Origin of the sequence: Pandoraea sp. SD6-2, from assembly GCF_000389825.1 — a bacterium.
GTDB classification, from domain to species: Bacteria; Pseudomonadota; Gammaproteobacteria; order Burkholderiales; family Burkholderiaceae; genus Pandoraea; species Pandoraea communis.
Genome location: NZ_KB944454.1, coordinates 580,144 through 604,038, shown reverse-complemented (window position 1 = coordinate 604,038; position 23,895 = coordinate 580,144). Strand labels below are relative to the sequence as shown.

General features: G+C 63.4%; 23 protein-coding genes. 19 read left to right on the top strand and 4 right to left on the bottom strand.

Going from position 1 to position 23,895, the window contains the following annotated elements:
• Positions 1 to 144 precede the first annotated feature (144 nt).
• The 6 genes from C266_RS19110 to C266_RS19085 all read left to right on the top strand — a co-directional run bounded on the left by C266_RS19110 (position 145) and on the right by C266_RS19085 (position 5,690).
• Complete coding sequence (locus C266_RS19110) at positions 145 to 1,686, top strand: MFS transporter (RefSeq protein ID WP_081636326.1); 1,542 nt, start codon at positions 145 to 147, stop codon at positions 1,684 to 1,686.
• Positions 1,687 to 1,869: 183 nt separating this feature from the next.
• Positions 1,870 to 2,199, top strand: a complete 330-nt coding sequence (locus tag C266_RS19105; protein WP_036663810.1) for a ferredoxin — start codon at positions 1,870 to 1,872, stop codon at positions 2,197 to 2,199.
• Between the two features lie 103 nt (positions 2,200 to 2,302).
• Positions 2,303 to 2,932, top strand: a complete 630-nt coding sequence (locus C266_RS19100; protein WP_010804717.1) for an alpha/beta hydrolase — start codon at positions 2,303 to 2,305, stop codon at positions 2,930 to 2,932.
• Between the two features lie 227 nt (positions 2,933 to 3,159).
• Entirely contained in the window at positions 3,160 to 4,383 is a 1,224-nt protein-coding gene (locus C266_RS19095; RefSeq protein WP_036663465.1) for a D-alanyl-D-alanine carboxypeptidase family protein, read from the top strand.
• A 189-nt stretch (positions 4,384 to 4,572) separates the two neighbouring features.
• Positions 4,573 to 5,421: a D-amino acid aminotransferase gene (locus tag C266_RS19090; protein ID WP_010804719.1), complete on the top strand. Its 849-nt coding sequence runs from the start codon at positions 4,573 to 4,575 to the stop codon at positions 5,419 to 5,421.
• On the top strand, positions 5,418 to 5,690 hold the full coding sequence (locus C266_RS19085) for a DUF493 family protein (RefSeq protein ID WP_010804720.1): 273 nt from the start codon (positions 5,418 to 5,420) through the stop codon (positions 5,688 to 5,690). Before C266_RS19090 ends, C266_RS19085 begins: the two co-directional genes overlap by 4 nt.
• 49 nt (positions 5,691 to 5,739) lie before the next feature.
• Here the strand turns inward: C266_RS19085 and C266_RS19080 are convergent, their stop codons facing one another.
• Positions 5,740 to 6,780 (bottom strand): transcriptional regulator GcvA, encoded by a 1,041-nt coding sequence (locus tag C266_RS19080; RefSeq protein WP_036663463.1) that lies wholly within the window; start codon positions 6,778 to 6,780, stop codon positions 5,740 to 5,742.
• Positions 6,781 to 6,880: 100 nt separating this feature from the next.
• On the opposite strand from C266_RS19080, the gene C266_RS26360 reads away from it, so the two are divergent.
• From C266_RS26360 to C266_RS19020, 12 genes are all read left to right on the top strand, one after another.
• The gene (locus tag C266_RS26360; protein WP_051126399.1) at positions 6,881 to 7,213 is read left to right on the top strand and encodes a DUF2917 domain-containing protein; all 333 of its coding nucleotides are present in this window, start codon (positions 6,881 to 6,883) and stop codon (positions 7,211 to 7,213) included.
• 186 nt (positions 7,214 to 7,399) lie between these two features.
• Positions 7,400 to 8,350, top strand: a complete 951-nt coding sequence (locus C266_RS19070; protein WP_168162933.1) for a DMT family transporter — start codon at positions 7,400 to 7,402, stop codon at positions 8,348 to 8,350.
• 78 nt (positions 8,351 to 8,428) lie between these two features.
• Positions 8,429 to 9,136 (top strand): lipoyl(octanoyl) transferase LipB, encoded by a 708-nt coding sequence (lipB, locus tag C266_RS19065; protein ID WP_010804724.1) that lies wholly within the window; start codon positions 8,429 to 8,431, stop codon positions 9,134 to 9,136.
• Between the two features lie 24 nt (positions 9,137 to 9,160).
• Positions 9,161 to 10,171: a lipoyl synthase gene (gene lipA / locus C266_RS19060; RefSeq protein ID WP_010804725.1), complete on the top strand. Its 1,011-nt coding sequence runs from the start codon at positions 9,161 to 9,163 to the stop codon at positions 10,169 to 10,171.
• Positions 10,172 to 10,598: 427 nt separating this feature from the next.
• Positions 10,599 to 11,483: an N-formylglutamate amidohydrolase gene (locus C266_RS19055; protein WP_010804726.1), complete on the top strand. Its 885-nt coding sequence runs from the start codon at positions 10,599 to 10,601 to the stop codon at positions 11,481 to 11,483.
• Complete coding sequence (locus C266_RS19050; RefSeq protein WP_010804727.1) at positions 11,483 to 12,262, top strand: IclR family transcriptional regulator; 780 nt, start codon at positions 11,483 to 11,485, stop codon at positions 12,260 to 12,262. Before C266_RS19055 ends, C266_RS19050 begins: the two co-directional genes overlap by 1 nt.
• 375 nt (positions 12,263 to 12,637) lie before the next feature.
• Positions 12,638 to 13,606: an ABC transporter substrate-binding protein gene (locus C266_RS19045; protein ID WP_010804728.1), complete on the top strand. Its 969-nt coding sequence runs from the start codon at positions 12,638 to 12,640 to the stop codon at positions 13,604 to 13,606.
• 14 nt (positions 13,607 to 13,620) lie between these two features.
• Positions 13,621 to 14,457 carry an ABC transporter permease gene (locus C266_RS19040; protein ID WP_010804729.1) on the top strand — a complete coding sequence of 279 codons (837 nt, stop codon included), beginning with the start codon at positions 13,621 to 13,623 and terminating at the stop codon, positions 14,455 to 14,457.
• A gap of 10 nt (positions 14,458 to 14,467) precedes the next feature.
• Positions 14,468 to 15,262 carry an ABC transporter ATP-binding protein gene (locus C266_RS19035; protein ID WP_010804730.1) on the top strand — a complete coding sequence of 265 codons (795 nt, stop codon included), beginning with the start codon at positions 14,468 to 14,470 and terminating at the stop codon, positions 15,260 to 15,262.
• Positions 15,263 to 15,306: 44 nt separating this feature from the next.
• Positions 15,307 to 16,593 (top strand): dicarboxylate/amino acid:cation symporter, encoded by a 1,287-nt coding sequence (locus C266_RS19030; protein ID WP_010804731.1) that lies wholly within the window; start codon positions 15,307 to 15,309, stop codon positions 16,591 to 16,593.
• A 161-nt stretch (positions 16,594 to 16,754) separates the two neighbouring features.
• A complete protein-coding gene (locus tag C266_RS19025) occupies positions 16,755 to 18,716 on the top strand; it encodes an ATP-binding protein (protein WP_010804732.1) in 1,962 nt (653 codons plus the stop codon).
• The gene (locus tag C266_RS19020) at positions 18,716 to 20,068 is read left to right on the top strand and encodes a sigma-54 dependent transcriptional regulator (RefSeq protein WP_010804733.1); all 1,353 of its coding nucleotides are present in this window, start codon (positions 18,716 to 18,718) and stop codon (positions 20,066 to 20,068) included. Before C266_RS19025 ends, C266_RS19020 begins: the two co-directional genes overlap by 1 nt.
• 92 nt (positions 20,069 to 20,160) lie before the next feature.
• Here the strand turns inward: C266_RS19020 and C266_RS19015 are convergent, their stop codons facing one another.
• Positions 20,161 to 20,685, bottom strand: a complete 525-nt coding sequence (locus C266_RS19015) for a TlpA disulfide reductase family protein (protein WP_010804734.1) — start codon at positions 20,683 to 20,685, stop codon at positions 20,161 to 20,163.
• Positions 20,686 to 20,741: 56 nt separating this feature from the next.
• Positions 20,742 to 21,455, bottom strand: coding sequence for a thioredoxin (locus tag C266_RS19010; protein WP_246831204.1), 714 nt, complete (start codon positions 21,453 to 21,455; stop codon positions 20,742 to 20,744).
• Positions 21,456 to 21,589: 134 nt separating this feature from the next.
• On the opposite strand from C266_RS19010, the gene C266_RS19005 reads away from it, so the two are divergent.
• Positions 21,590 to 22,102, top strand: coding sequence for a hypothetical protein (locus C266_RS19005; RefSeq protein ID WP_010804736.1), 513 nt, complete (start codon positions 21,590 to 21,592; stop codon positions 22,100 to 22,102).
• A gap of 5 nt (positions 22,103 to 22,107) precedes the next feature.
• Here C266_RS19005 and C266_RS19000 read toward each other — a convergent pair whose 3' ends face one another.
• A complete protein-coding gene (locus C266_RS19000; protein ID WP_036663806.1) occupies positions 22,108 to 23,652 on the bottom strand; it encodes a YifB family Mg chelatase-like AAA ATPase in 1,545 nt (514 codons plus the stop codon).
• Between the last annotated feature and the right edge of the window lie 243 nt (positions 23,653 to 23,895).

Sequence of the window (23,895 nt, the reverse complement as noted above, 5' to 3'; positions counted from 1 at the left end):
GGCAATAGCATATTGGCCGCCAACCCATTGGTGAGGCGGCCCGTCAACCCTAAACTCTCGTGTAAGGCATGCTGACACTCGGTGTGTCTCGACCGCCCGGCATCTTCAGGCAGATCCCGGGCGTTTTTTATTGGCGAGGCGGCGATGAGTACCTGGGGATTGATGTTTGCGCACAAGACACGACAGCGAGTGCTGATGGCTGTGATCTCCGCTATCACGGGCATCGAAATGCTGGAGAACGGCATGTTCGTGTTCGCGTCGTCTCATATCGCGGGCGGCGTCGGTGCCGCACCCGAGGAGTACGCATTCGTCTCTACGCTCTACGCCGTGGCCGGGATTCTCGTCATTCTGAAGCAGCGCTGGCTGGCCGCGCGTCTTGGGTATCGTACTTTCCTCACGGGCGCGCTCACGCTCATGGCGTTCGGGGCGTGGTTGTGCGGTATGGCCCGCACGCCGACCGAACTTGCCGTCGCGCGCTTCGTGCTCGGTCTGGGTGCCGGGTCGCTGTTCACCGCCAGCCGGATTCTTATCAATCTGTGCTTCGCACCCGAATTGCGGCTGCGGGCATTGCTCTTTTTCACCTACGGATTTTTCGGCGGACAGATCTCCGCACCGTTGCTCGCAAGCTATCTCGTCGACCATTTTCTGTGGTCGTCCGTGTTCTTCTCTATCGTGCCGATCGCGCTTGGCGGCGCACTTGCCGCGTGGCTCGTGATCCCCGACTTTCGGGGTCGTTTGCGCGACGAGGGCGAGTTCGAGATGCGCGGCATCGTGTTCTTTGCCGCTGGCGTGCTGTTCGTCGAGGTGATGATGCAGCGCTCACGTTTCGACTTCTTCTCCAACCCGCTGCATCTGCTCGAACTGTGTCTGGTCGGCGCGATCTGCGCCATCGGCTACATGTGGCATCAATATTCGCACCACAAACCGCTGATCGATTTTCGCGTGCTGGTGCGTAATCCTGTCTATGTGCTCGGGCTGGGCGGTTACGCCGTGTATTACTTCTTCTCCTATTCGACGTCGTATCTGTTCCCGATCTACATGCAACAGGGGCTGAACTGGAGTGTCGAACACACGGGCTATCTGCAAGCGGTGGCGTCGGTGACGAGTCTTGTCGTGGCCGTGATGTACACGATGGCGCGTCCGAAGTTCGTGCGGCTCAAACCCTTCGTGCTGCTGGGCTATCTGTGTCTGCTTGGCTACGCCGTTCTGCTCTCGCAAACCTATCCGGGGGTGTCGAGCCAGTGGCTGATCTTGCCGATGGTGCTGAGCGGGCTGGGCGGTGTGTTCGCCATGGTGCCGATTGCCGAACTGACGTTCCGGGGCATGGACGAGTATGTCTTCCAGCACGGCTATCAGTCGAAGAACATCGTGCGTCAGTTGGTGAGTTCCATGTCGGTGTCGGTCATGGCGGTGCTGATGCAGGATCGGCAAGCGGTCTTCATGCATCAGCTCACGCCGTCGATGACGCCGCTCAATCCGGCTTACAACGCGGCGGTGTCGCAGGCGCAGCAGGTGTTCGGGGCGAGCGTCGATGCGACGACCGCATCGCATATGGCGTCGGCATGGGTCGGCAGTATGGCGTCGCAGCAGGCGCTCGTGCTGGCGTGCGTGAACGTGTTCTTCGGCTTCGCCTGTATGGCCGCATTCTGTGCCGCCTTCATGGCGTTGCAGCGGCGTCTGCGCTGATCGGTCTTCAGGGAGGGGGGAGGGGCGGCCGATTCCATCTGACGCACCTCGCTGTCCCGGATTCCACATTTCCTCATGCCCGTCGTGCGGCGCGTTGGGCCCGCACGGTTCGCGCGCCCGCAACTGCCGGACAGGTCGGTTAGAATGGCCCGCAACACGTTGCCACTCCCCCAAAACACCGATATGGCCACCCAATCGCAGTACTACCAGCATCACGTGTTTTTCTGCCTGAATCAGCGCGAACCCGGCGCGGACCGCCCTTGCTGCGCCAACTGCAACGCGCAGGCGATGCAGGAGTACGCGAAGCAGAAGGTCAAGCAGCTTGGCCTCGCAGGTCCCGGCAAAGTACGGGTGAACAAGGCCGGGTGCCTCGATCGCTGCGAACAGGGGCCTGTCGTGGTGATCTATCCCGAAGGGACCTGGTACACGTATATCGACGAAACCGATATCGACGAGATCGTCGAGAAGCACCTGGCGCAAGGCGAGATCGTCGAGCGTCTGCTGATCGATTGATTGCGCCAGCCGCCTCGTCGATTCACCGATTCACTGATTTACCGTTTCGCTGCCCTGCGGGCTGCGCTTTCTTGCGCTGCCGTACCTCAGCCCAACATCGCTCATGAACGCTCAGACTGAACGCTTCACCATCGACGGCCCGGTCGGCGCCATCGAAATCGCCATCGATCGCCCGGCCGGCGCGCCGCGCGGTATCACGCTCGTGGCGCATCCGCACCCGCTCTTCGGCGGCACGCTCGACAACAAGGTCGCGCAAACGCTTGCCCGTGCATTCGTCCAGCTCGGCTACGCCGTGGTGCGTCCGAACTTCCGTGGCGTCGGTAAGTCGGCAGGCGAGCACGACAAGGGCATTGGCGAGCGCGACGACCTGCTCGCCGTGATCGATTGGATGCGCAGGCAACCGGGCTGGGAAACGTTGCCGCTCGCGCTCGCGGGGTTCTCGTTCGGCACGTTCGTCGTCTCGCATGTGGCAAAGACACTGGCGGCGGCGGGTACGCCTGCGCAGCGCCTGGTGTTCGTGGGCACGGCGACGAGTAACTGGGACGTGGCAACAGTGCCGGCCGACACGCTCGTCATTCACGGCGAAATGGACGACACCGTGCCGTTGCAATCGGTGCTGGACTGGGCGCGTCCGCAGACGCTGCCGGTGGTTGTCATTCCCGGTGGCGAGCACTTCTTTCACGGCCTGTTACCCCTGCTGAAACAGATCGTGGTCGACGCGTGGCGGTATTGATACACCCGGCGCGAATTTCGGCCGATTTCTCCTGATTTCGGCCGCGCCGGGCCGCCGCGGCGGGGGGCATGAAATCGCGGCGGGTATAATTCGCCTCTGAACCATGTCGTGCCGTGCCGGGTCTATGTCCCGGACAGGCATGGCACCGGCGCTACGGTGCCGCTGTCTTCTTCGCCGTGCCGCGCGTTTGTCGAAGCGTCGGTTGCACGGTGCTTCTTCAAGCGCAGATGCCCCTGAGTCTCACATCGTTTTCCTCTTCGCCCATGACATTCAACGCTTCGCTGTCCCGTGCCGCCGCTGCTGCGGCGCTCGTCGTTTGCGGCTCGCTTGCTGCACTTCCCGCCCGTGCTCAACAGATTCCACCCCCGCCGATGACGGCCAAGGCGTGGACCATCGTCGACGTCACCAGCGGTCAGGTGCTCGCCGCCGGTGACCCCGATGCGCGCGTGGAGCCGGCTTCACTCACGAAGATCATGACGTCGTACCTGATCTTCGAAGCCCTGCGCGACAAGCGCATTTCGATGGATCAGACCGTCATTCCGGGCGAGTCGGTTCGCAAGGTGGGTCGTGACGAATCGCGCACGTTCATCGAAGCCGGCAAGCCGGTCTCGGTGCACGATCTCGTCTACGGCATGATCATCCAGTCGGGTAACGATGCCTCCATCGCTCTGGCCGAACTCGTGGGCGGCTCGCAGCCGGGCTTCGTCGAACTGATGAACCGCGCGGCGCAGCGTATGGGCCTGAAGAACACCCATTACACGAACGTCGACGGTCTGACCGACCCGCAACACTACACGACAGTGGCCGACATCGCCGCGCTGTCGACGCACATGATTCAAGACTTCCCCGAGTACTACAAGATCTACTCGGAGAAGAGCTTCACGTACAACAACATCCGTCAGCCGAACCGTAATCGTCTGCTGTATCTCGATCCGACCGTCGACGGCCTGAAGACCGGCCATACGAAGGAGGCGGGTTATTGCCTCGTGTCGACGGCGTCGCGTCCGCTGCCGGGCGCGCCGGGCGTGAACCGCCGTGTGCTGTCGGTGGTCGTGGGCGAGCCGACCGAGCGCGCCCGCGTGCAGGACAGCCTCTCGGCCCTGAACTACGGTTACCAGAACTTCGACACGCTGCGCGTGTACGGGGCGAATCAGGTCGTGGCCACGCCCAAGGTGTGGAAGGGCAAGGAAAGCGAGCTGAAGATCGGCGTGAAGAAGGACACCTTCATCACCGTGCCGAAGGGCATGGCCGACAAGATCAAGCCGCAGCTCGAACTGCGCGAGCCGCTGATCGCCCCGCTGGCCAACGGTGCGCCGGTCGGCACGGTCAAGGTTATGGCCGACGGCAAGCAGCTGGCCGAATTCCCGGTTGTCGCGCTCGCCGACGTGCCGCAGGCCAGCTTCATCGGCCGCGCATGGGACGCCCTGCGCCTGATGTTCGTGAAGAAGTAACGAACGGCTGCGACGTCCCGCTCGCGGGACGTTCGCCGGTAATACGCGTAGGATTGCGGTAGGTATTGGCTCGGCGTCGATCCGGCGTCCGGTCGGCAGGCCCGCGTTGCGGGTCCGCTGCAACATAAAGGCGCGCCCGGTGGGCGCGTTTTTTCCTTTTGTCGCGCGTCTGGCGCGCACCTTGCAAACATGGATAACCCCACCGTCTGGCTCAATGGCGACCTGATTCCGCTCAGCGACGCGAAAATCTCCGTACTCGATCGCGGTTTCCTCTTCGGCGACGGCATTTACGAAGTCGTGCCCGTCTATCACGGCAAGCCGTTCCGTCTCGCGCAGCATCTGGACCGCCTCGAGCGCAGTCTCGCCGAGATTCGCATCGAGAATCCGTACACGCGCGCCGAATGGGAAGCGCTCTTCGCACGCCTGTCGGCTACCTGTCCGGCCGACCCGCACAGCATCTACGTGCAGGTCACGCGTGGCGTGGCGCCGCGCCAGCACACCTTCCCGAAGGGCATTACGCCCACGGTGTTCGGTATCGCGACGCCGCTCACACTGCCGAACCGCGAGAAGGTGGAGCACGGGGTGGGGGCGGTCACGCATGAAGATCGCCGCTGGCTGAACTGCCACATCAAGTCGACGTCGCTGCTGGGTAACGTGCTGATGGCGCAATACGCCGCCGATCACGACGTTCAGGAGACTATCCAGTTCCGCGACGGCAATCTGACCGAGGCGTCGTCGAGCAACGTGTGGGTCATCAAGGGCGGTGAAATGTTCGCACCGCCGCGCGATAATCGGATCCTGGAAGGCATTCGTTACGGTGTGCTCGAAAGTCTCGCGCAGGAATGCGGCATTACGTTCCATGAGCGCGTGGTGAGCGAAGCGGAAGTCCGCAATGCCGACGAACTGCTCATCACGTCGGCCACGAAGGAAGTGCTGGCGGTCGTCACGCTCGACGGCAAGCCGGTGGGCGATGGCAAGCCGGGCCCCGTCTTCCGCGCGCTGTACGCGGCCTATCAACGCGCCAAGGAGGCACTATGACGACGGAAAAGAAGGAAAGCCTGCTCGAGTTTCCGTGCGATTTCCCCATCAAGGTGATGGGGGCCACGCAGGACGGATTTGCCGACGCCATCGTGGCGCTGCTGCAGGAGTTCGACGCGCAGTTCGACGCGGCGACGGTGGAAATGCGGCCGTCCAGTTCGGGCAAGTATCTCGGGCTGACCGTCACGGTGCGCGCTCACTCGAAGGCGCACCTCGACGATATCTATCGTGCGTTGACCGGCCACCCGATGGTCAAGGTCGTGCTGTAAGCCGGGTGTCCGGCAAGTGGGGCGGGTGCGAACGCACTCGCTTCACGCATCACGCACGCGTCGGCGCGCCGTCGTCCGCCGGCAGCGCAGGGCTCAGTCCCAACTGTGCGTCCGTCGTCATTTCGCCCGCCGTGTCGGCCATACCGGCCGCCAGCGCTGCGGGACTTGGCTGTGCCGGACGGCGCTGCATGTGCTTCACCGACTCGAACGCCGTCAATTCCTCCAGAAACCACGTTCTGAACGCCTGAACGCGCTGCGTTTCCAGCACTGCGGGCGGACATACGAAGTAGTAATCCCATTCGCATGGCGTATCGACATCGGACAGCCGGACGAGGCGCCCGGCCATGATGTCGCCCACGGCCAGCGAGCGTCGCACAAGTGCCACGCCCTGGCCGACGATGGCCGCCTGCGACAGCATTCCCGAATCTTCGTACAGCATGCCCTGCGTCGGCTCGGGCAGATCGAAGCCTGCCGCCGCAAACCACGGCGCCCACGGCTCACCCTCGGAGCGTAGCAACGTGCTTCGGCGGAATTCCTCCGCCGTCTGTGGAAGGTTCCCATGATTGTAAGATGGGCTGCACGCGGGAAAGAACACGTCGTCGAGCACTTTCTCGATGTGTAGTCCGGGCCAGTTGCCTTTGCCCATGCGAAGGGCAATGTCCACATCGTCGCGTTCGAAGTCGATGAGCTGGGCGCTGCACCGCAATTCCACTTCCAGTTCAGGATGCCGGTCGATGAAGCGACCGATGCGGGGTGTGAGCCACCGGCTCGCAAACGATGGCATGGTGGTCAGTACCAGACGCCGTTCGCTGCGCGTGCCGGCTTGCAACTTGCGCGTCGCCTGGGCGATGTCGCTGAGGGCGGTGCGGATCGATGCGGCGTACTGGCGCCCCGCCGGCGTAATGCTGATGCGCTTGCCGTTGCGGGCGAAGAGCGTCGTGCCCAGCTCTTGCTCCAGGGCGCGGATCTGATGGCTGATGGCGCCGTGCGTGACGAACAACTCCTCCGCTGCCCGCGAGAAGCTCTCCAGGCGGGCAGCCGCCTCGAAGGCGCGCAAGGCGCTCAGGTTGGGAAGTCTCCGAAGATCCATGTGAGCTTTATTAGCAAGGCCGTGAAAATATGTCGTTTGGTGTAGCGCTTGCCAGTCCCTATGATTCAGTCATTGTCTCGCACTGAGTGGGGGTCGTAAAATGCAAAAAAATTTAACAAAGGTGCAATACTTCTACGGTATCCGTCCGGGCGAAGTGATCACCCTCGACTTGCACCACGAGCATACGCTTGTTGCCCGAGGCTCGGCAGTCTGGGTGACGCGCGCAGGCGATCCGCGTGATTACTGGCTGATGCCGGGCCAGCGACTTGCCGTTGAGCCGGGACGCCGTCACTGGGTGTCGTCCGACAACGAGGCGGAAGCCGAACTGGAGCGCGAAGTCAGCCGTCGATTCACGTTGACCCGAGTGCTGGGCAAGTGGCTTGCCGGGCGCCGGGCGGCCCGCGAAGCGAACTCCTGCACGGCCGCAGCCTGATAAGCCGTTGATCGTGGGACCACCGATAGCACGCGCTCTCTGGCAGCGAACGCCAAAGGGCGCGTGTTTCGTTTCAGGGGTGGATGCTCGCACCGTCAATGCGTTACCGGATTTCACAACGAGACGCGCAACAATCGACCTCGAAACACGTCGATAATGCGTCAAAACAAGAGAAGTCGTTTCCTGATGACTGAAACCCCCCGCACGGCCCCCTTGCCATCCTCACAGTCGGCCCACGCCGCACTTCGCCATCCACAGGCCGACGAACGTCTCGGTCGCTTGTTGATGATCGCCGCGATGGTGATCTCGGGCACGATCGGCTGGTTCGTGCTGATGTCGGGGCAACCGGCGCTCAACGTCGTTTTCTTCCGCTGTCTGATCGGTGCCGTCAGTCTGTGTGCGTGGTGTGCGTATCGGGGCTACTGGCGCGGGTTGCGCATGGCCCGCTGGCAGGTCGTGAATGTGACCCTCGGCGCCATCACGCTTGTGTCGAACTGGTATTTCCTGTTTACCGCCTACCGATTGACGTCCGTGGGCATCACGACAGTTGTCTACAACGTACAACCGTTCCTGCTTGTGCTGGCGGGCGTGATCGTCACGCGTGAGCGGCCGTCACTGGCCACGCTCGGCTGCCTCGGTGTGGCGTTCGCCGGGCTGGTGATTCTGGCGGAACCGGGCGGTGTGCATGGCGCGGGGTATCTGATCGGCGTGGCGAGTGCACTCGCCGCCGCATCGCTTTATGCCGCGACCACACTCTTCACGAAGAAGCTGGCCGGCACGATTCGCCCCGAGATCATTGCGGCGTTGCATATGGCGATCGGTGCTGTGGTCTTCGTATGGATGGCCGATTTCCATCATCTGCCCTCGGCACCGCGCGAAATCGGTGCCGTCGTGACGCTGGGGCTGTTCCACACGACGTTCATGTACCTGTTGCTCTACGGCGCTTTCCAGAAGGCGTCGACGTCGAGCCTCGCCGTGTTCGGCTTCGTCTATCCGGTGGTTGCGGTCGCAGTCGACTTTCTGGCGTTCGGCATCGTGCTGCATCCGACGCAGTGGCTCGGCGGCGTGATGATTCTGCTGGCCGCCGGCTTTTACGCTCGGGGTCTCGGTGCGGCGCCGGCGAAGAAGGTGGCCTGAAGCCCGGGGGGGCGGGGGTGGCCTGGCGAGAGCCGCCGCGTCGAGCAAGACTGCCCCGGTTTCGCTAAAATTGCGTCCATGACCTCCCCGATCGAAGTGTGCTGGCGCGGCACCGAAGACTACGCCACATCGTTCGACGCCATGCGTGCGTACACCGACACGCGCGGCGCGCACGGCCCCGACCAGCTCTGGATCGTCCAGCATCCGCCCGTCTATACGCTTGGACTGGCTGGAGACCCCGCCCACCTGCTTGTTGCCGATACCGGTATCCCGCTCGTCAAGGTCGACCGCGGTGGCCAGATTACCTATCACGGTCCTGGACAGGTGGTGATTTACCTGCTCGTGGACTTGCGCCGGCGCAAGCTGGGCGTGCGCGAAATGGTGCGTTTGATCGAGCAGGCGGTGATCGATACCCTTGGCGCGTATAATCTCGACGTTGAGCGCCGGGCCGGCGCGCCGGGAATCTATGTGAGTCCGGGCGACGGTGCCGCTGCGCATGCCGGCGCGAAAATCGCCGCACTCGGGTTGAAAATCCGCAACGGATGCAGTTATCACGGCGTGTCGCTGAACGTCGCGATGGATCTGCGGCCGTTCGACTGGATCAATCCGTGCGGTTACGCCGGCCTGCAAACCGTAGACATGGCCACGCTCGGCGTGGCCCCCCGCTGGGACGAAGTGGCCGCGCGACTGGCGCAGCAACTCGGTCATCATCTCGAACAGCACCCCGCGACGGCCGAAGCCGCGCCGCAGGCCGACCCGGCCGCAAGCGCAAACGCCGCCGCCTGATTGGACGCCTGGAAAGCCCCCATCATGACCACCACCGTGACTCAGAACGACACCGCGAACAAGGAAGTTCGCACGATCGACGGCGATTACGACGCCACCGCCAAGCAAAAGTCGCAAGCTAAGACGGCGCGCATTCCGATCAAGATCGTACCGATCGAGCGTCTGAAGAAGCCGGACTGGATTCGCGTGAAGGCGGCGACGCACACGTCTCGTTTCTACGAGATCAAGCAGATTCTGCGCGAGCACAATCTGCACACGGTGTGTGAAGAGGCAAGCTGCCCGAACATCGGCGAGTGCTTCGGCAAGGGCACGGCCACGTTCATGATCATGGGCGACAAGTGCACGCGCCGTTGCCCGTTCTGCGACGTTGGCCACGGCCGTCCGGACCCGCTCGACGCCGATGAGCCGCTCAACCTCGCGAAGACCATTGCGGCGATGCGCCTGAAGTACGTCGTGATCACGAGTGTGGATCGCGACGACCTGCGCGACGGCGGTGCCCAGCACTTCGTCGATTGCATCCGTCACGTGCGCGAGTTGTCGCCGCAAACCCGCATCGAAATCCTGACGCCGGACTTCCGCGCGCGTCTCGATCGCGCGCTGGGTATTCTCAACGCCGCCCCGCCCGATGTGATGAATCACAACCTCGAGACCGTGCCGCGCCTGTACAAAGAGGCACGTCCCGGTTCGGACTACCAGCACTCGCTGACCCTCCTCAAGGAGTTCAAGGCGAAGCATCCCGACGTGGCGACCAAGTCGGGTCTGATGGTCGGTCTGGGCGAAACGGACGAAGAAATTCTCGAAGTGATGCGCGATTTGCGGGCACACAACGTCGACATGCTCACGATCGGACAGTACCTCCAGCCCTCGGAGCACCACCTGCCGGTGCGTCGCTATGTGACGCCGGACACATTCAAGATGTTCGAGGCGGAAGCCATCAAGATGGGCTTCACGCATGCCGCCGTAGGCGCAATGGTGCGCTCGAGCTATCACGCCGACGTGCAGGCGCATGAGGCCGGTGTCGCCGACGCTATCTGATCCGCGAAAACTTCGCATCGTCGTCAGACACAGAACGCGGACCGTCGAAAGACGGTCCGCGCTTTTTTTGGGGCGTGCACGGGGCGCGTCGCCTCCACCGGCATGCCCCGGATCGAGCGGGCAGTGACGCGCGGATTACGCCGCGTCACAACCGGCGCCCGGTTCAATACGCAATACGGCCAACCCGGACGGGTGTGCGCCGGTAACTCGTCATAAACACGCTGTCATCTGTGAGGAACGTCGCTGAACTGACTGCCTCGCCCTCCAGCCACCTGCCATCTCGCTGCGAAATATGTTGTAACAACCCTTAGCTTGTCGCCGTCCCCTCGTTGTCTCAGAATATTGAAACCTTGTTTTGCTTGACAAAACAATGTGCCTGTCATGGGTATTGGCGGAGCGCAGTTCCGGATGCGTGCAAGGAGAAGGCATGTCCCGTCAGGTCACCGAAGGCCGATATTTTGTGGAAGCGCCACAAGGGGGCCAAGGGAGACGTTTGCCTCTCGTGATCGACGCGCCGCACAGCGGTCATGTGTTTCCGGCGGACTTCGACACCATTGCCCCGACGGCGGCAATTCTCGCGTGCGGCGATGCCTATGTCGACGAGTTGTGGTCGGTGGTCACGCATCACGGCGCAACGCTCGTGGCTGCGCTCTTCCCGCGTGCCTATATTGATCCGAACCGCGCCGAGCACGATATCGACCCCGAACTGCTTGCGAGCCTGTGGCCGCACGATGCGCGTCCGCAAGCCTGTAGCGAGCGCGGTGTCGGGTTGCTCCACCGCTTCGCCGCGCCGAATGTGCCGCTCTACGACCGGCGTCTGTCCGTGGCCGAGGTCGAGCGACGCATTCACGACTATTACCTGCCGTACCGTCACGCCCTGCGCGATGCACTCGACGACGCCTGGCACCGGCACGGTGTGGTCTGGCATCTGGATTGTCATTCGATGCGTGAGCGCGGCAGCGCGCTCGACCCCGATGCGGGCATCTTGCGCGCGGATGTGCGCGTGAGCGACGGTGAGGGCACTACGGCCGACCCGGCATTCTCGCGCTGGATCATTGCCGAGTTCACGCGACTGGGCTATCGCGTGGCTTACAACACGCCGGGTCATCACGACGGCTGCGACGATCTGGTGCGCCATTTCGGACACCCGGCGCAGCGTCGCCACAGTGTGCAGATCGAACTGAATCAGGCGCTTTACCTGAACGAATCGCGCGGCGAGAAGCATGAAGGCTTCGCGACGCTGCAATCGCAACTTGGCCAATTCGCGGCGGCGCTCGCCGCTTATGCCGAACAACATAGCGAGGAAGTTTGATGGACTACACAGTCGCTTCGGTCGACACGGCGCTTACGCTGCTGTCGCTGGTCGGGGAGTGCCCCGGCCTGGGTGTGACGGAACTGGCGCAGCGCGCCGGCCTGAACAAGTCGCGAGCGTTTCGTCTGTTGGCGACGCTCGAGCAGCACCGCTGGGTCGTGCGCGAGGGCAGCCCGGTCACCTACGTGCTTGGCGCGCAGGCGCTGGTGCTCGGTGTGGCGGGGCACGAACAGGTCAATCTCGTGAAGGTGGCGCATCGTCATCTTCAGGCGCTCAATCGCGCGCTCAATGAGAATATCCAGCTTCGCGTGCGTGACGGCCTCGAGTCGCTATGCGTGGCGCGCGTCGAGTCGACGCACGAGTTGCGAGTGCATGGCGTGGTCGGCAATCGCCGTCCGCTGTATGTGGGGGCGTCGGGCCGCGTGCTGCTGGCGTTCGCGTCCGACGACGTTCGCGCACAAGTGCTGGGCCGTCCGCGCAAGCGCTTCACGGCGGGCACACTCATCGAGCGCGACGAACTGGCGGCCGAGTTGCTCAACGTGCGTCGTCAGGATTGTGCCGTGAGCTTTGGCGAACTCGCCCCGGAAGCCGTGTCGGTGGCCGTGCCGGTGCGCGATGCGTCTGGCGAAGTGATTGCGTCGCTGTCCGCGTCCGGCCCGTCGTCGCGCATGACACGTGCGCTGCTGCCCGACATTTCGTCGCGCCTGTCGGCCTGCGCTGCCGAGATCTCTGCGGCCCTTGGCTATCAGATCCCTGTGCCGGAAGCGCTGTCTGCCTGACGCGTCGCCGGTCGTCGTCTCTTGAATGCGCCATCCGCCGCTTCGGCGAACGCATTCAAGAGCGGTAGCGAATGATCGGCACTGAATGATTCAACGGCCCGTTGTATGCGGCCGGTCTCGGGATTTGTCCCGATGCCTCGCGTGAAATTTCCCGATTTCACCCGATTTTCTGGAAATCCAGAAAGTCTCTGCGCAAGTTTTCCAGCTTTCCGTATAACCGACCATCGGGTTTTCCACAGTTTCACTCAATAAAATCAGTCACTTACGTATCTGGCATAAGTATTGCTTTCTAACGCGCGTGCTGCCGCGATGTCTGGAAACCCGACGGGAATCCGGAAACGCAGAGCGAGCCGATCCAATAAGAGAGGAGACCTTATGTTCAAGCAATGTCTTGCCGCCGCAGCGCTGTGCGCGGCTTCGCTACACGCTTTTGCCGACGATCTGGTGCGTCTGGGCAACCTGAAGTTCGCCCACTACGGCGCGGTGTCGTACATGAAGGTCATCGGACCCAAGTACGGCCTGAAGATCGAGGAGCGTATGTTCGCTAAGGGCGTGGACATCATGCCGGCGATCGTGGCGGGGCAGATCGACGTGTCGGCAAGCGCGCTTGACGCCGCCATCGCAGGTCGTGCGCAGGGGGCGCCGATCTATGCCGTGGCCGGTTTCGCGAAGGGCGGTGTGCGCCTCGTCGCGAAGAAGGGTCTGCCGATCACCAAGGTAGCCGATCTCAAGGGCAAGAAAGTGGGTGTCGCCCGTGGCGGCGCTCAGGAACTGATTCTGTACGCGGAACTGGCCAAGGCCGGTCTGACGTGGTCGGATCAACCGGGCAAGGACGTGCAGATCATGTTCATGGCTTTCGCCGATCTGAACCAGGCGCTCGCCGCCGGCAGCATCGATGCGATGTGCCAGTCGGAGCCGCAGGCGTCACAAGCCATCAACAAGGGCTTTGGCGTGGAAGTGCTCAAGCCGTACGACACGCCTATCGGCGAGCCAGTGCGTGCGCTCGTGATCACCGAGAAGCTCTACAAGGAAAAGCCGGACGTGGCGCAACGCCTGATGTACGCGTTCGTCGAAGCGACCGACTACTTCATCAAGAACCCGCAAGCGGCTGAGAAGTACGTGCGCGAGGATATGTTCAAGAACCAGATCACGACTCAGGACTTTACGGACGCCATCGGCAACTCGCCGTATAGCTACGACTTGAGCATTGCGCATGTGCAACTCACGACCGACCTCATGAAGAAGTACGGCGTGGGCAAGCTGCAAGATCCGGTGCCGAAGGCGGAAGACTGGGTCAAGCTCGACCTGCTCGCCAAGGCGAAAACCAAGCTGAACATCAAGTAAGGCGAGGCGAACGGATGGCCGCTGTGCTTGCTTCTCCGGGCGCCTCGCGCACCGCGCGTTTGCTGCGTGGTGTGTTGATTCCGCTCGCGGTCGTGGTGATCTGGCAGATCGTCACGGGCCTCGAGTGGATCAACCCGATCATTCTCCCATCGCCGGTCGCTGTCGTGGCCAAGTGGTGGCAATACCTCAAACCGACCGCCGCGATGGCCGACGGCTTCGGCGCGTGGCTGCATTCGAGCGAACTGCTCACCGACGCCGCCAACAGCCTGTACCGCGTGGTCATGGGCTTTTTCGTGGGCACCGTGATCGCGCTGCCGCTCGGCCTGCTGATGGGCACGAGCACCCGCGTCTACGGGCTGTTCAATCCGCTGGTGCAAGTTGTGCGCCCGATTCCCCCGATCGCTTACATCCCGCTGGCGATTCTCTGGTTCGGCCTGGGCAACCCGCCGGCGTTCTTCCTTATCGCACTCGGGGCGTTCTTCCCCGTGCTGATGAACACGATCGCAGGCGTGCGGCACGTCGACGGCATCTACCTGCGTGCGGCCCGCAACCTCGGTGCGAGCCAGTTCACGATCTTTCGCCGCGTCATCATGCCGGCGGCCACACCGTACATCCTGTCGGGCATTCGCATCGGTATCGGCACGGCGTTCATTGTCGTGATCGTGGCCGAGATGATTGCCGTGAACAACGGCCTCGGCTACCGCATTCTGGAAGCGCGTGAGTATATGTGGTCGGACAAGATCATCGCCGGCATGCTGACCATCGGCCTGCTCGGTCTGGTGATCGATCTGGGCATGGATCGCCTCAACAACCACCTGCTCAAGTGGCATCGTGGTCTCGAAACCAAGTGAGGCGAACGACATGCTGATCGAAATCGACAACGTCACTAAGCAGTTCCCCGTTCCGGGGGGCACCGTCGAAGCCCTCAAGAACATCGATCTGAACATCGGTGCCGGGGAGTTCGTCTGTTTGCTGGGGCCGTCGGGTTGCGGCAAGTCGACGCTGCTCAATGCGCTCGCCGGCTTCGTGCAACCGACCTCGGGTGTCATCCGTATCGACGGCCGTTCGGATGCGGCGGCCGAGCCGGGCCCGGATCGCGGCATGGTGTTCCAGGAGTACGCGCTGTTTCCGTGGATGACGGTTGCGCAGAACATCGCCTTCGGACTGGAAATCAAGGGAATGCGCCGCGCCGAGATCAACGAGCGCGTGGACTTGCTGCTCGGCAAGCTGAACCTGCGCGAGTTTCGCGACCGGTTTCCGCGCGACCTGTCGGGCGGTATGCGTCAGCGTGTGGCGATTGCCCGCGTGCTCGCGCTCGACAGTCCGATCCTGCTCATGGACGAGCCGTTCGGTGCGCTCGATGCGCTCACGCGCCGTACGTTGCAGGACGAGTTGCTGCGCATTTGGGAGGAATTCAAAAAGACGATCGTTTTCGTCACACACAGCATCGAGGAGTCGATCTATCTGGCCGACCGGGTCGTCGTCATGACGTACCGGCCGGGCACGGTCAAGCGGGACATGGTTATCGAACTACCCCGTCCGCGTGACACGGCAGGCAGCGAATTCAATGAATTGAAGAAGGCGCTGGCCCAGATGGTGATGGAGGAGCAAATGCGCTTCGCGCAAAGCGAGATCTGCGGGGTCACCGCGGATTGATGACAAGGGCGGTGGCTTGCCCCGCCGCCTGGAGAGGAAACAACATGCAAACCCAGACCAAAAAACCCTTTTACCGCATCCTGTACGTGCAGGTGCTGTTCGCCATCGTTATCGGCGTACTGCTCGGGCATTTCAAGCCCGAACTCGCCGTTCAGATGAAGCCGTTCGGCGATGCGTTCATCAAGCTGATCAAAATGATCATCGGCCCGGTGATCTTCTGTACGGTCGTGACCGGTATCGCCGGCATGGAAGATATGAAGAAGGTTGGCCGCGTTGGCGGCAAGGCCCTCATCTACTTCGAAGTCGTCTCGACGTTCGCGCTGATCATCGGCCTGTTCGCGACCCACATCCTGAAGCCGGGCGCCGGGTTCAACGTCGACATCAACGCGCTCGATCCGAAGGCGATCGCGGGCTATGCCGAGAAGGCCGCCCACGGCGACACGTTCGTCGACTTCCTGATGCACCTGATTCCGAACACGATTACCGATGCGTTCGCCAAGGGTGAGATTCTGCAGATCCTCGTGATCGCCATCCTGTTCGGCGCCGCACTGGGCGCCATCGGTGAGCGCGGCCGCGTGGTGACGAGTTGGATCGACAGCGTCTCCGGCGTGCTGTTCCGCGTGGTGCACATCATCACCAAGGTCGCCCCGCTGGGCGCCTTCGGTGCGATGGCCTTCACGATCGGCAAGTACGGTATCGCCTCACTGGTGCCGCTCGCCAAGCTCATGGGTACGTTCTACCTGACGTCGTTCCTGTTCGTGATCGTCGTGTTGGGTCTGATCGCCAAGTTCACGGGCTTCTCGATCTTCCGTTTCCTCGCCTACATCAAGGAAGAGCTGCTGATCGTGCTGGGTACCAGCTCGTCGGAAGCCGCCTTGCCGCACCTGATGGAAAAGATGGAGAAGGCCGGTTGCTCGAAGTCGGTGGTGGGTCTGGTGATCCCGACCGGTTACTCGTTCAACCTCGACGGCACGAACATCTACATGACGATGGCCGTGTTGTTCATTGCGCAGGCGACCAACATCGACCTGACCTGGGGCCAACAGCTCACGCTGCTCGCCGTGGCGATGCTGACCTCGAAGGGGGCCTCGGGCGTGACCGGCGCCGGCTTCATCACGCTGGCCGCAACGCTCGCCGTGATTCCGACGATCCCGGTCGCCGGGATGGTGCTGATCCTCGGTATCGACCGCTTCATGAGCGAATGCCGTGCGCTGACGAACATCTGCGGCAACGGTGTTGCCACGATCGTCGTGTCGGCCTGGGAAAAAGAGCTGGATCGCAAGAAGCTGGCGCAAGCCATGTCCGGCAAGCGAGAGCCGGAGCTGGCCTGACGGCCGGCGGCAGGGGCGCCCGGTGCTGCGCGTGAGTTGTCTCGCGTGAGTGCGCCGGCCCTCTGTCCACGCAACGTTCGCCACCGGGCGGCGCGGCACAGGCACAATAGCGCCTGAGCTTCGCCGCCCGGTGGTCCTTTGGTTCACGCACGCTGTGCCCAATGGCCACCCTGTACGACAACACGATCCGCGCACCGCTTGGTGACGCTGCCCCGCCCGCGGGCCCCCGGCGCGACGAAGTCCCCATCGATCTCGAGAGGACTGTGCCGATGCGCCGTTGGTCATGGATCGTCGTCATGCTGTTGGCGAGCGTCCTGTTTTGCTGGTTGACGTATGCCCTGAGCTGGCAGCGCGGCGTGGCCGACCTGCGGGTGAATGCCGGTGCGCGCGTGGAGCGCTACGCGGGCAGCCTGCGCAGCACCGTCGACCGTTACGAATTCCTGCCATATCTGCTCTCGCTGCATCCGTATGTGCACGATCTGCTGCTCCACCCGGAAGATCGCGCGGTCGTGCAGCGTGCCAACGACTACCTGTTCGACGTGAATCAGCGCGCCAAGGCATCGGCGGCCTATGTGATCGACGCCAACGGATTGGCGCTGGCGGCCAGCAACTGGCGCGAGACGGCCACGTTCGTGGGACAGGAGTACCGCTTCCGCCCGTATTTCATCGACGCGATCAAAGGCGCGCTGGGCCGCTTTTATGGCGTAGGGACGACCTCTGGCGAGCCGGGGTACTTCGTCTCTCAACCGATTGTCGTGGACGGTCAGATTCGCGGCGTGGTCGTGGTCAAGCTGAATCTGGAGTGGTTTCAGCGCGCCGGTGCCGACGCCGCCGAGCCGGTTGTCGTCGCCGACGATCACGGCGTGGTGTTCCTGTCGTCCGAGCCGCGCTGGCAGTATCGTGCGCTCACCCCGCTGAGTCCCGATGTGAAGGCGGCGCTCGACAGCACACGTCAGTACTACAACCAGAACATCACGCCGCTCACCTGGACCAAGGACGAACGGCTCGACGCCGACGGCGAAGTGGTGACCGTGCGCGACGGTCGCGGCGCGGGCAGGACGCGGCGTTTTCTGGCGGTGCAGCGCAAGCTGGGCGAGCCGGACTGGACGCTGATGTACTTCGCGCCACTCGATCAGGTGATCGCGAATGCACGGATCGCGGCGGTGGCCGCCGCCTGTCTGGCCGCGTTCACCTGCTTGCTGGGGGTGGCATGGAACCAGCGCCGTCAGCGCGTTCGCGACATGCTCAAGAGCCGTGAGCTATTGCAGTCGGCTTACGCGGAATTGGGCGAGCGGGTGGCGGAGCGCACGGCCGACCTGCAATCGGCGAACGAGCGGTTGCAGACGGAAGTGCAGGAGCGCTCGCGTACCGAGCACGAGTTACGCGAGGCGCAGAGCGAACTTGTGCAGGCCTCGAAACTCGTGACGTTGGGGCAAATGGCCGCCGGTATCACGCATGAACTCAATCAACCGCTCTCCGCGCTGCGCAGCTTCTCCGACAATACGCGCGTGCTGCTCGAGCGAGGTGAGTACGCGGCGGCGCAGGAGAATCTGGAAGCCATCGCATCGCTCACCGATCGCATGGGCAAGATCACGGGGCAACTGCGGCTCTTTGCGGGCCGGGCGCGGCACGGCGACATGGAAGCGCTCGTGCATCGGGCGCTCGACAATACGTTGATGCTGCTGCGCGGACGTCTCGCGGGCATTCATGTGACAACGACGTTCGCCGATGGTCTGGAAGCCGTGCAAGTGGCCTGCGAAGGATTGCGCCTCGAACAGGTGTTGATCAACCTCGTGGGGAACGCCATCGACGCCGTAGTGAGTGCTGCGAGTGAGCATGCCCCGCCGTCGATCTGGATCGATGTGGACGCCAACGACCTGTGGGTGCGCATCTATGTGCGCGACAACGGGCCGGGCATTTCGGAGGCGCATATGCCGCGTTTGTTCGAGCCATTTTTCAGTACCAAGGAAGGCGGTCAGGGCATGGGACTCGGGCTCGCCATCTCATCGTCCATCGCGCAGGAGAACGGCGGCCAGTTGGTTGCGCGCAACGTTCCTGGCGGTGGCGCAGAATTTCTCGTGACGCTGCGCCGTGTGCAGCGCACTGGCACGACAATCGCATGATGTACAAGAACCTTCAGATCCTTTTCGTCGAAGACGACGAACTCGTGCGGCGCGCCACGCTGCAGAGCCTGCAACTTGCCGGACTCGATGCCTTCGGGCTTGCCTCCGCCGAGGCGGCACGCGAGCGCATTACGCCGGATTTCGCCGGCATCGTCGTGTCGGACATTCGTCTGATTGGCATGAGCGGGCTCGAATTGCTCGCGCATCTGCGTCAGCACGCGCCGGAAGTGCCGGTGATTCTCGTGACCGGTCACGGCGATATTTCAATGGCCGTGCAGGCGATTCGCGACGGCGCCTACGACTTCATCGAGAAGCCCTTCGCACCGGATCGTCTGATCGAGTCGGCCAAGCGCGCGCTCGAGACACGCAAGCTCATGCTGGAAAACCAGGCGTTGCGGCGCGAACTGGCGGAGCAGGGCGGACGCGCTTCACGCATCATCGGCCGCAGCCCGTCGATGGAGACGCTGCGCACGCTCATCGCCAACGTGGCCATGACCGACGCCCCGGTGCTCATCAACGGCGACACCGGTACCGGCAAGGAACTGGTGGCGCGCAGCCTGCATGAGTTGTCGCGTCGCCGCGATGCGCCGTTCGTCGCGCTGAACTGCGGCGCGCTGCCCGAAGCGATCTTCGAAAGCGAGATGTTCGGGCACGAGGTCGGGGCATTTACCGGGGCGGCGAAGCGTCGTATCGGCAAGCTGGAGCACGCGTCGGGTGGCACGTTGTTTCTCGACGAGATCGAGAGCATGCCGGCGGCGTTGCAGGTCAAACTGCTACGCGTGTTGCAGGACGGCGTGCTTGAGCGATTGGGGTCGAACCAGTCGATTCGCGTCGACTGCCGTGTCGTCGCGGCGGCGAAGGGGGACATGGAAGCGCTCGTGCGCGAAGGGACGTTCCGTCGCGATCTTTACTACCGGCTGAACGTGGTGACGCTGGCGTTGCCGCCGCTGCGCGAGCGGCGCGAAGATATCCTGCCGCTGTTCGAACACTTCATGCTCGATTCCGCCGTGCGTTATGGACGTCCGGCGCCGGTGGTCTCAGACCGGATGCGTCAGGAGTTGATGCAAGCCGACTGGCCGGGCAACGTGCGCGAGCTTCGCAACGCGGCAGACCGCCTGGTGCTGGGCGTGGCGAGTGCGCCCGAGGGCGATTCGCTCGCGCCGTTGCCACTCAAGGAGCAGGTGGAGCGCTTCGAGCGCGCCGTGCTGCAAGAAGCCCTCGAACACAGCAAAGGCAACGTGGCCGCGACTGCCGAGGCGTTGCACGTGCCCAAGGCAACGCTGTACGAAAAACTCAAGCGTTACGGCTTGCACACACGCGGTCACGGCGAAGGGGGCGACGGCGGGCGCTGAAGCGTTGCATGTGTCCGAGGCGGCGCCGAAAAAAACAAAAGCGCCCCGAAGGGCGCCTGCGATGCAATGCGGTGAAGCGAGGTGAAGCGGCGTCAGGCTTGCTTGGCCAGCGCCTTTTCGATGAGCTTGTCGAGTTCGGCGTATTCCGGCTCGCCAACGTACTGCTTGAGCACCTTGCCGTCACGATCCACGACGAAGGTCGTCGGCGTGAGTTGCACGTTGCCGTACTGCTTGGCCACGCTGCCGTCGGAATCCATTGCCACCTTGAACGGCAACTGACGCGACTGCGCGTAGTTCATCACGTACATCGGCGGGTCGTAGCTCATGGCGACCGCGACGAATTCCAGACCCCGGCCCTTGTACTTCTCGTACGTCTGCACCATCGTCGGCATTTCTTTCATGCACGTCGTGCAGCTCGTCGCCCAGAAGTTGACGAGATAGACCTTGCCCTTGAGTTGTTCGGTGCCGACTTTCTGCCCGGAGAGTAGCGTGAACGTCGCTTCGGGCGCGCGCTTCTGTCCAGCGAACGTAAAGTACGCGGCAATCGCCACGACGGCGATGATCGCCACGGCGAGAATCTTGCTCAGGGGAGATTTGCGGGAGGTCGTCGCGCTCATGACACAGCCGTGTGAGTGATGGGGTTTGTAGAGTGACGTCGATTCTACTCTGAATCTCAGCGCGTCGTGATGTCGCCCCCGGTGTGCATACGCTCGCGTCCGCGGGCGATGGCGTCGTCGAGATACGCACCGTAAAAGTCGGGCAGCCCAGCGCCAATCAAAGGGTCGGCCACGGGGCGTCCGCGTGTATCGAGGAACAAAACCGTCGGCGACACCTTGACGCCATGCGCGCGTGCCCACGCGACACCGGTTGTCGCCGAGCCGTCGAAGTCGCGCACGGTAGCGCTGCTGTCCAGACCGATCTCGCGCACCTCATATTTTCCGCTGCGCACGAGCGGCGCGAGTTCGCGCTGACGGATCGGGCCGCAATAGACGCAGTCGCGCAGCGACACCAGTACGACCAGCGGCACGTCGAGCGACGCCGCGCGGCGGCCGTGGGTCGCGAAGTCCGTCGCCACCGGTACGGCAGCCTGCTGTTTTGCGGCCGTCTTGCCGTCGACCGGCGCCGTAGCCACGGCACCCTCGCGCGGATAGGTGACGCCCGTTGCCTGCGCCGATTCGCGTTTCGGCGTGGCTGGGCCTGCGACGCCGGCCGGTGCGGCGGCGGCCGCGCCAATGGCCGGCCCCGCCGTCAGCACGGCCAGCGATGCCACCAGCCGGATGGCGATTCGCAGCAGTTCTGCTGGCCGGCGCACAGGCACGCGTTTGCACGGAGTCTCGAAGACTCCGGTGAACAACTCGCGGGGCAGGTGGGCGATGACGCGTTTCATGCCGCCGATGATACCGGGAACCGTGACGACGCGTTTTTCGTGTCGCAACATATGGCGGATAATGCGCGTTCGGGCGTTTTCTTCTCCTCCAACTTCCTCTCTCGCCTATGAATCGCGCTGTCCGTGTTTGCATCATGCTTGCTGCGACGATGGTACTGGTCGCTTGTTCCCCTCGCTACGATTGGCGTGAGGTGCACGACAAGGACGGCGCGTATGCGGTGACCTATCCCACGAAACCGACTCAGGATGCCCGCGAAGTGAAGTTCGCTTCGGGGCCGCTGCCGATGCGCATGCAAGCCGCGCGGGTCGATGCCGCTCTTTTTGCCGTTGGCGTTGTGACCCTTCCGAGCGACGATGCGACACTGCGTCAGACTGTCCTGGCCGAGTTGCAGCATGGGTTGCTCGCCAACGTGAACGAGGGTGCCGCCGCGCCTGTGCAGGTGATGGTGCGTCAAGCGGGCGACGCGCCTGCGATTCCGGGGCTGGCTGTCTCCGCACGAGGCTTGGCCAGCGACAAGACCGAGCGTTACGTCGCGGCCCGATTCGTCGGACGCGGTAACCACGTCTATCAGGTCGTCGTGCTCTCGACCAAAGCGCCCACGCAGGAACAAGTCGATCAGTTTCTGGACTCCTTCACGCTGGAGTAATGCCGTTACGATGACGGTGCTTCGCGATACTGCGCCGCCTCCCCGATGTGGTGAGCGTCAATTCCTTCACAGCCTGCGAGATCGGCAACCGTGCGCGCTACGCGCAGCACACGGTGATAGGTGCGTGCCGACCAATGGTGTTGCGTCACCGCCCGGTGCAGAACGTCCTGAGCATCTGGGCGCAGTGCGCATTGCATTTCCAGCGCGCGGCCCGACAAGCCGCAATTCAACTGCCCCTGACGCGACAGCTGACACGCCTGCGCCTGCCTGACGCGTTCCGCCACGATCTCACTGCGCTCGCCGCTGGCCGGTGCAGCGAATGTCTCGGCGCTCAGCGCAGGCACTTCCACATGCAGGTCGATGCGGTCGAGCAGCGGACCCGAGAGACGGCCGCGATATCGCGCAATGGCTTCGCTGGTACAACGGCAACTTCGCGACGGATGCCCCATATCGCCGCATGGGCACGGGTTCATGGCGGCCACAAGTTGAAAGGCGGCGGGGAAGGTGGCATGGCCGCCCGCGCGTGAGATCGTCACATGGCCCAGTTCCAGCGGTTCGCGCAGAACTTCGAGCACGCGCCGCTGGAATTCGGGCAATTCGTCAAGGAAGAGCACCCCCCGATGCGCGAGACTGATTTCGCCGGGGCGCGGGGCGCTGCCGCCGCCCACCAGCGCTGCTGACGACGCCGTGTGATGCGGCGCACGAAACGGCCGTCGTCCCCAGTGCCGCATGTCGAAGCCCTGCGCACTCAGACTGGCCAGCGTAGCAGCCTCCACGGCTTGCGCCTTGCTCAACGCCGGGAGCAGCCCTGCCAGCCGTGTCGCCAGCATCGACTTGCCCGTACCCGGTGGTCCGTAGAACAGAATGTGATGCCCGCCTGCTGCCGCGACTTCCAGTGCGCGTTTGGCGTGCGCCTGCCCTTTGACATCACCCATGTCGGGGGTGTCGGCGAGGCCTGCGGTGGCGCTGCCGCAGATCGCCGGCACTGCGAGCCCGCTCGGGACAACGGCACGCGGTAGCGGTGTCGCCACCTCAGGCGCCGCGAGATGCGCGCAAACGTCGAGCAACGTACGCGCGCCGTAGACCGTGGCGTCTTCGACCAGCGCCGCTTCCTGCGCGCTGCCTGCGGGCAGTACCAGCGCGCGCGCTGAAGGCTCGGCCGCAATGGCGCTGGCCATGGCCAGGCCGCCACGTACGGCGCGCAACTCGCCCGTGAGTGACAACTCCCCCGCGAACTCGTGCGTGCGCAGCCCAGCCTCGGGCAACTGACCGCTGGCCGCCAGAATGCCGAGCGCAATGGGCAGATCGAAGCAGCCGGACGCCTTCGGCAAATCCGCCGGCGCCAGATTGATGGTAATGCGTCGCGCGGGGAATTCGAACCGGCAGTTCTGCAATGCCGAGCGCACACGCTCACGGCTTTCCTTGACCTCGGTGTCGGGCAGGCCGACCAGCGACAGACCCGGCAGCCCGTTGGCCAGATGCACCTCTACGGTGACGGCGCGTGCCGCCATTCCGGTGATCGCCCGGCTGCTGACAACTGCCAATGACATGATTCCTCCTCGTTCCCCGAACATCGCGATATGCATCGCATGCGTCGATGTTCGTCGCCAGACGGCGTGCGGCGCAACGTCTTATCGGACGAAATACGGGGAGTGGGGGCGTTTTCGGAATCGCGGCAGCGATAGGCAGGAAATACCCGTCGGAACTCAGGAGTATTCCGATAGCGAAACGGGATTTCGGGGGAGATTTCAAGCGGCGGGCGAGAGAAACCGCCCATCAGGGGCTTGCGCAGG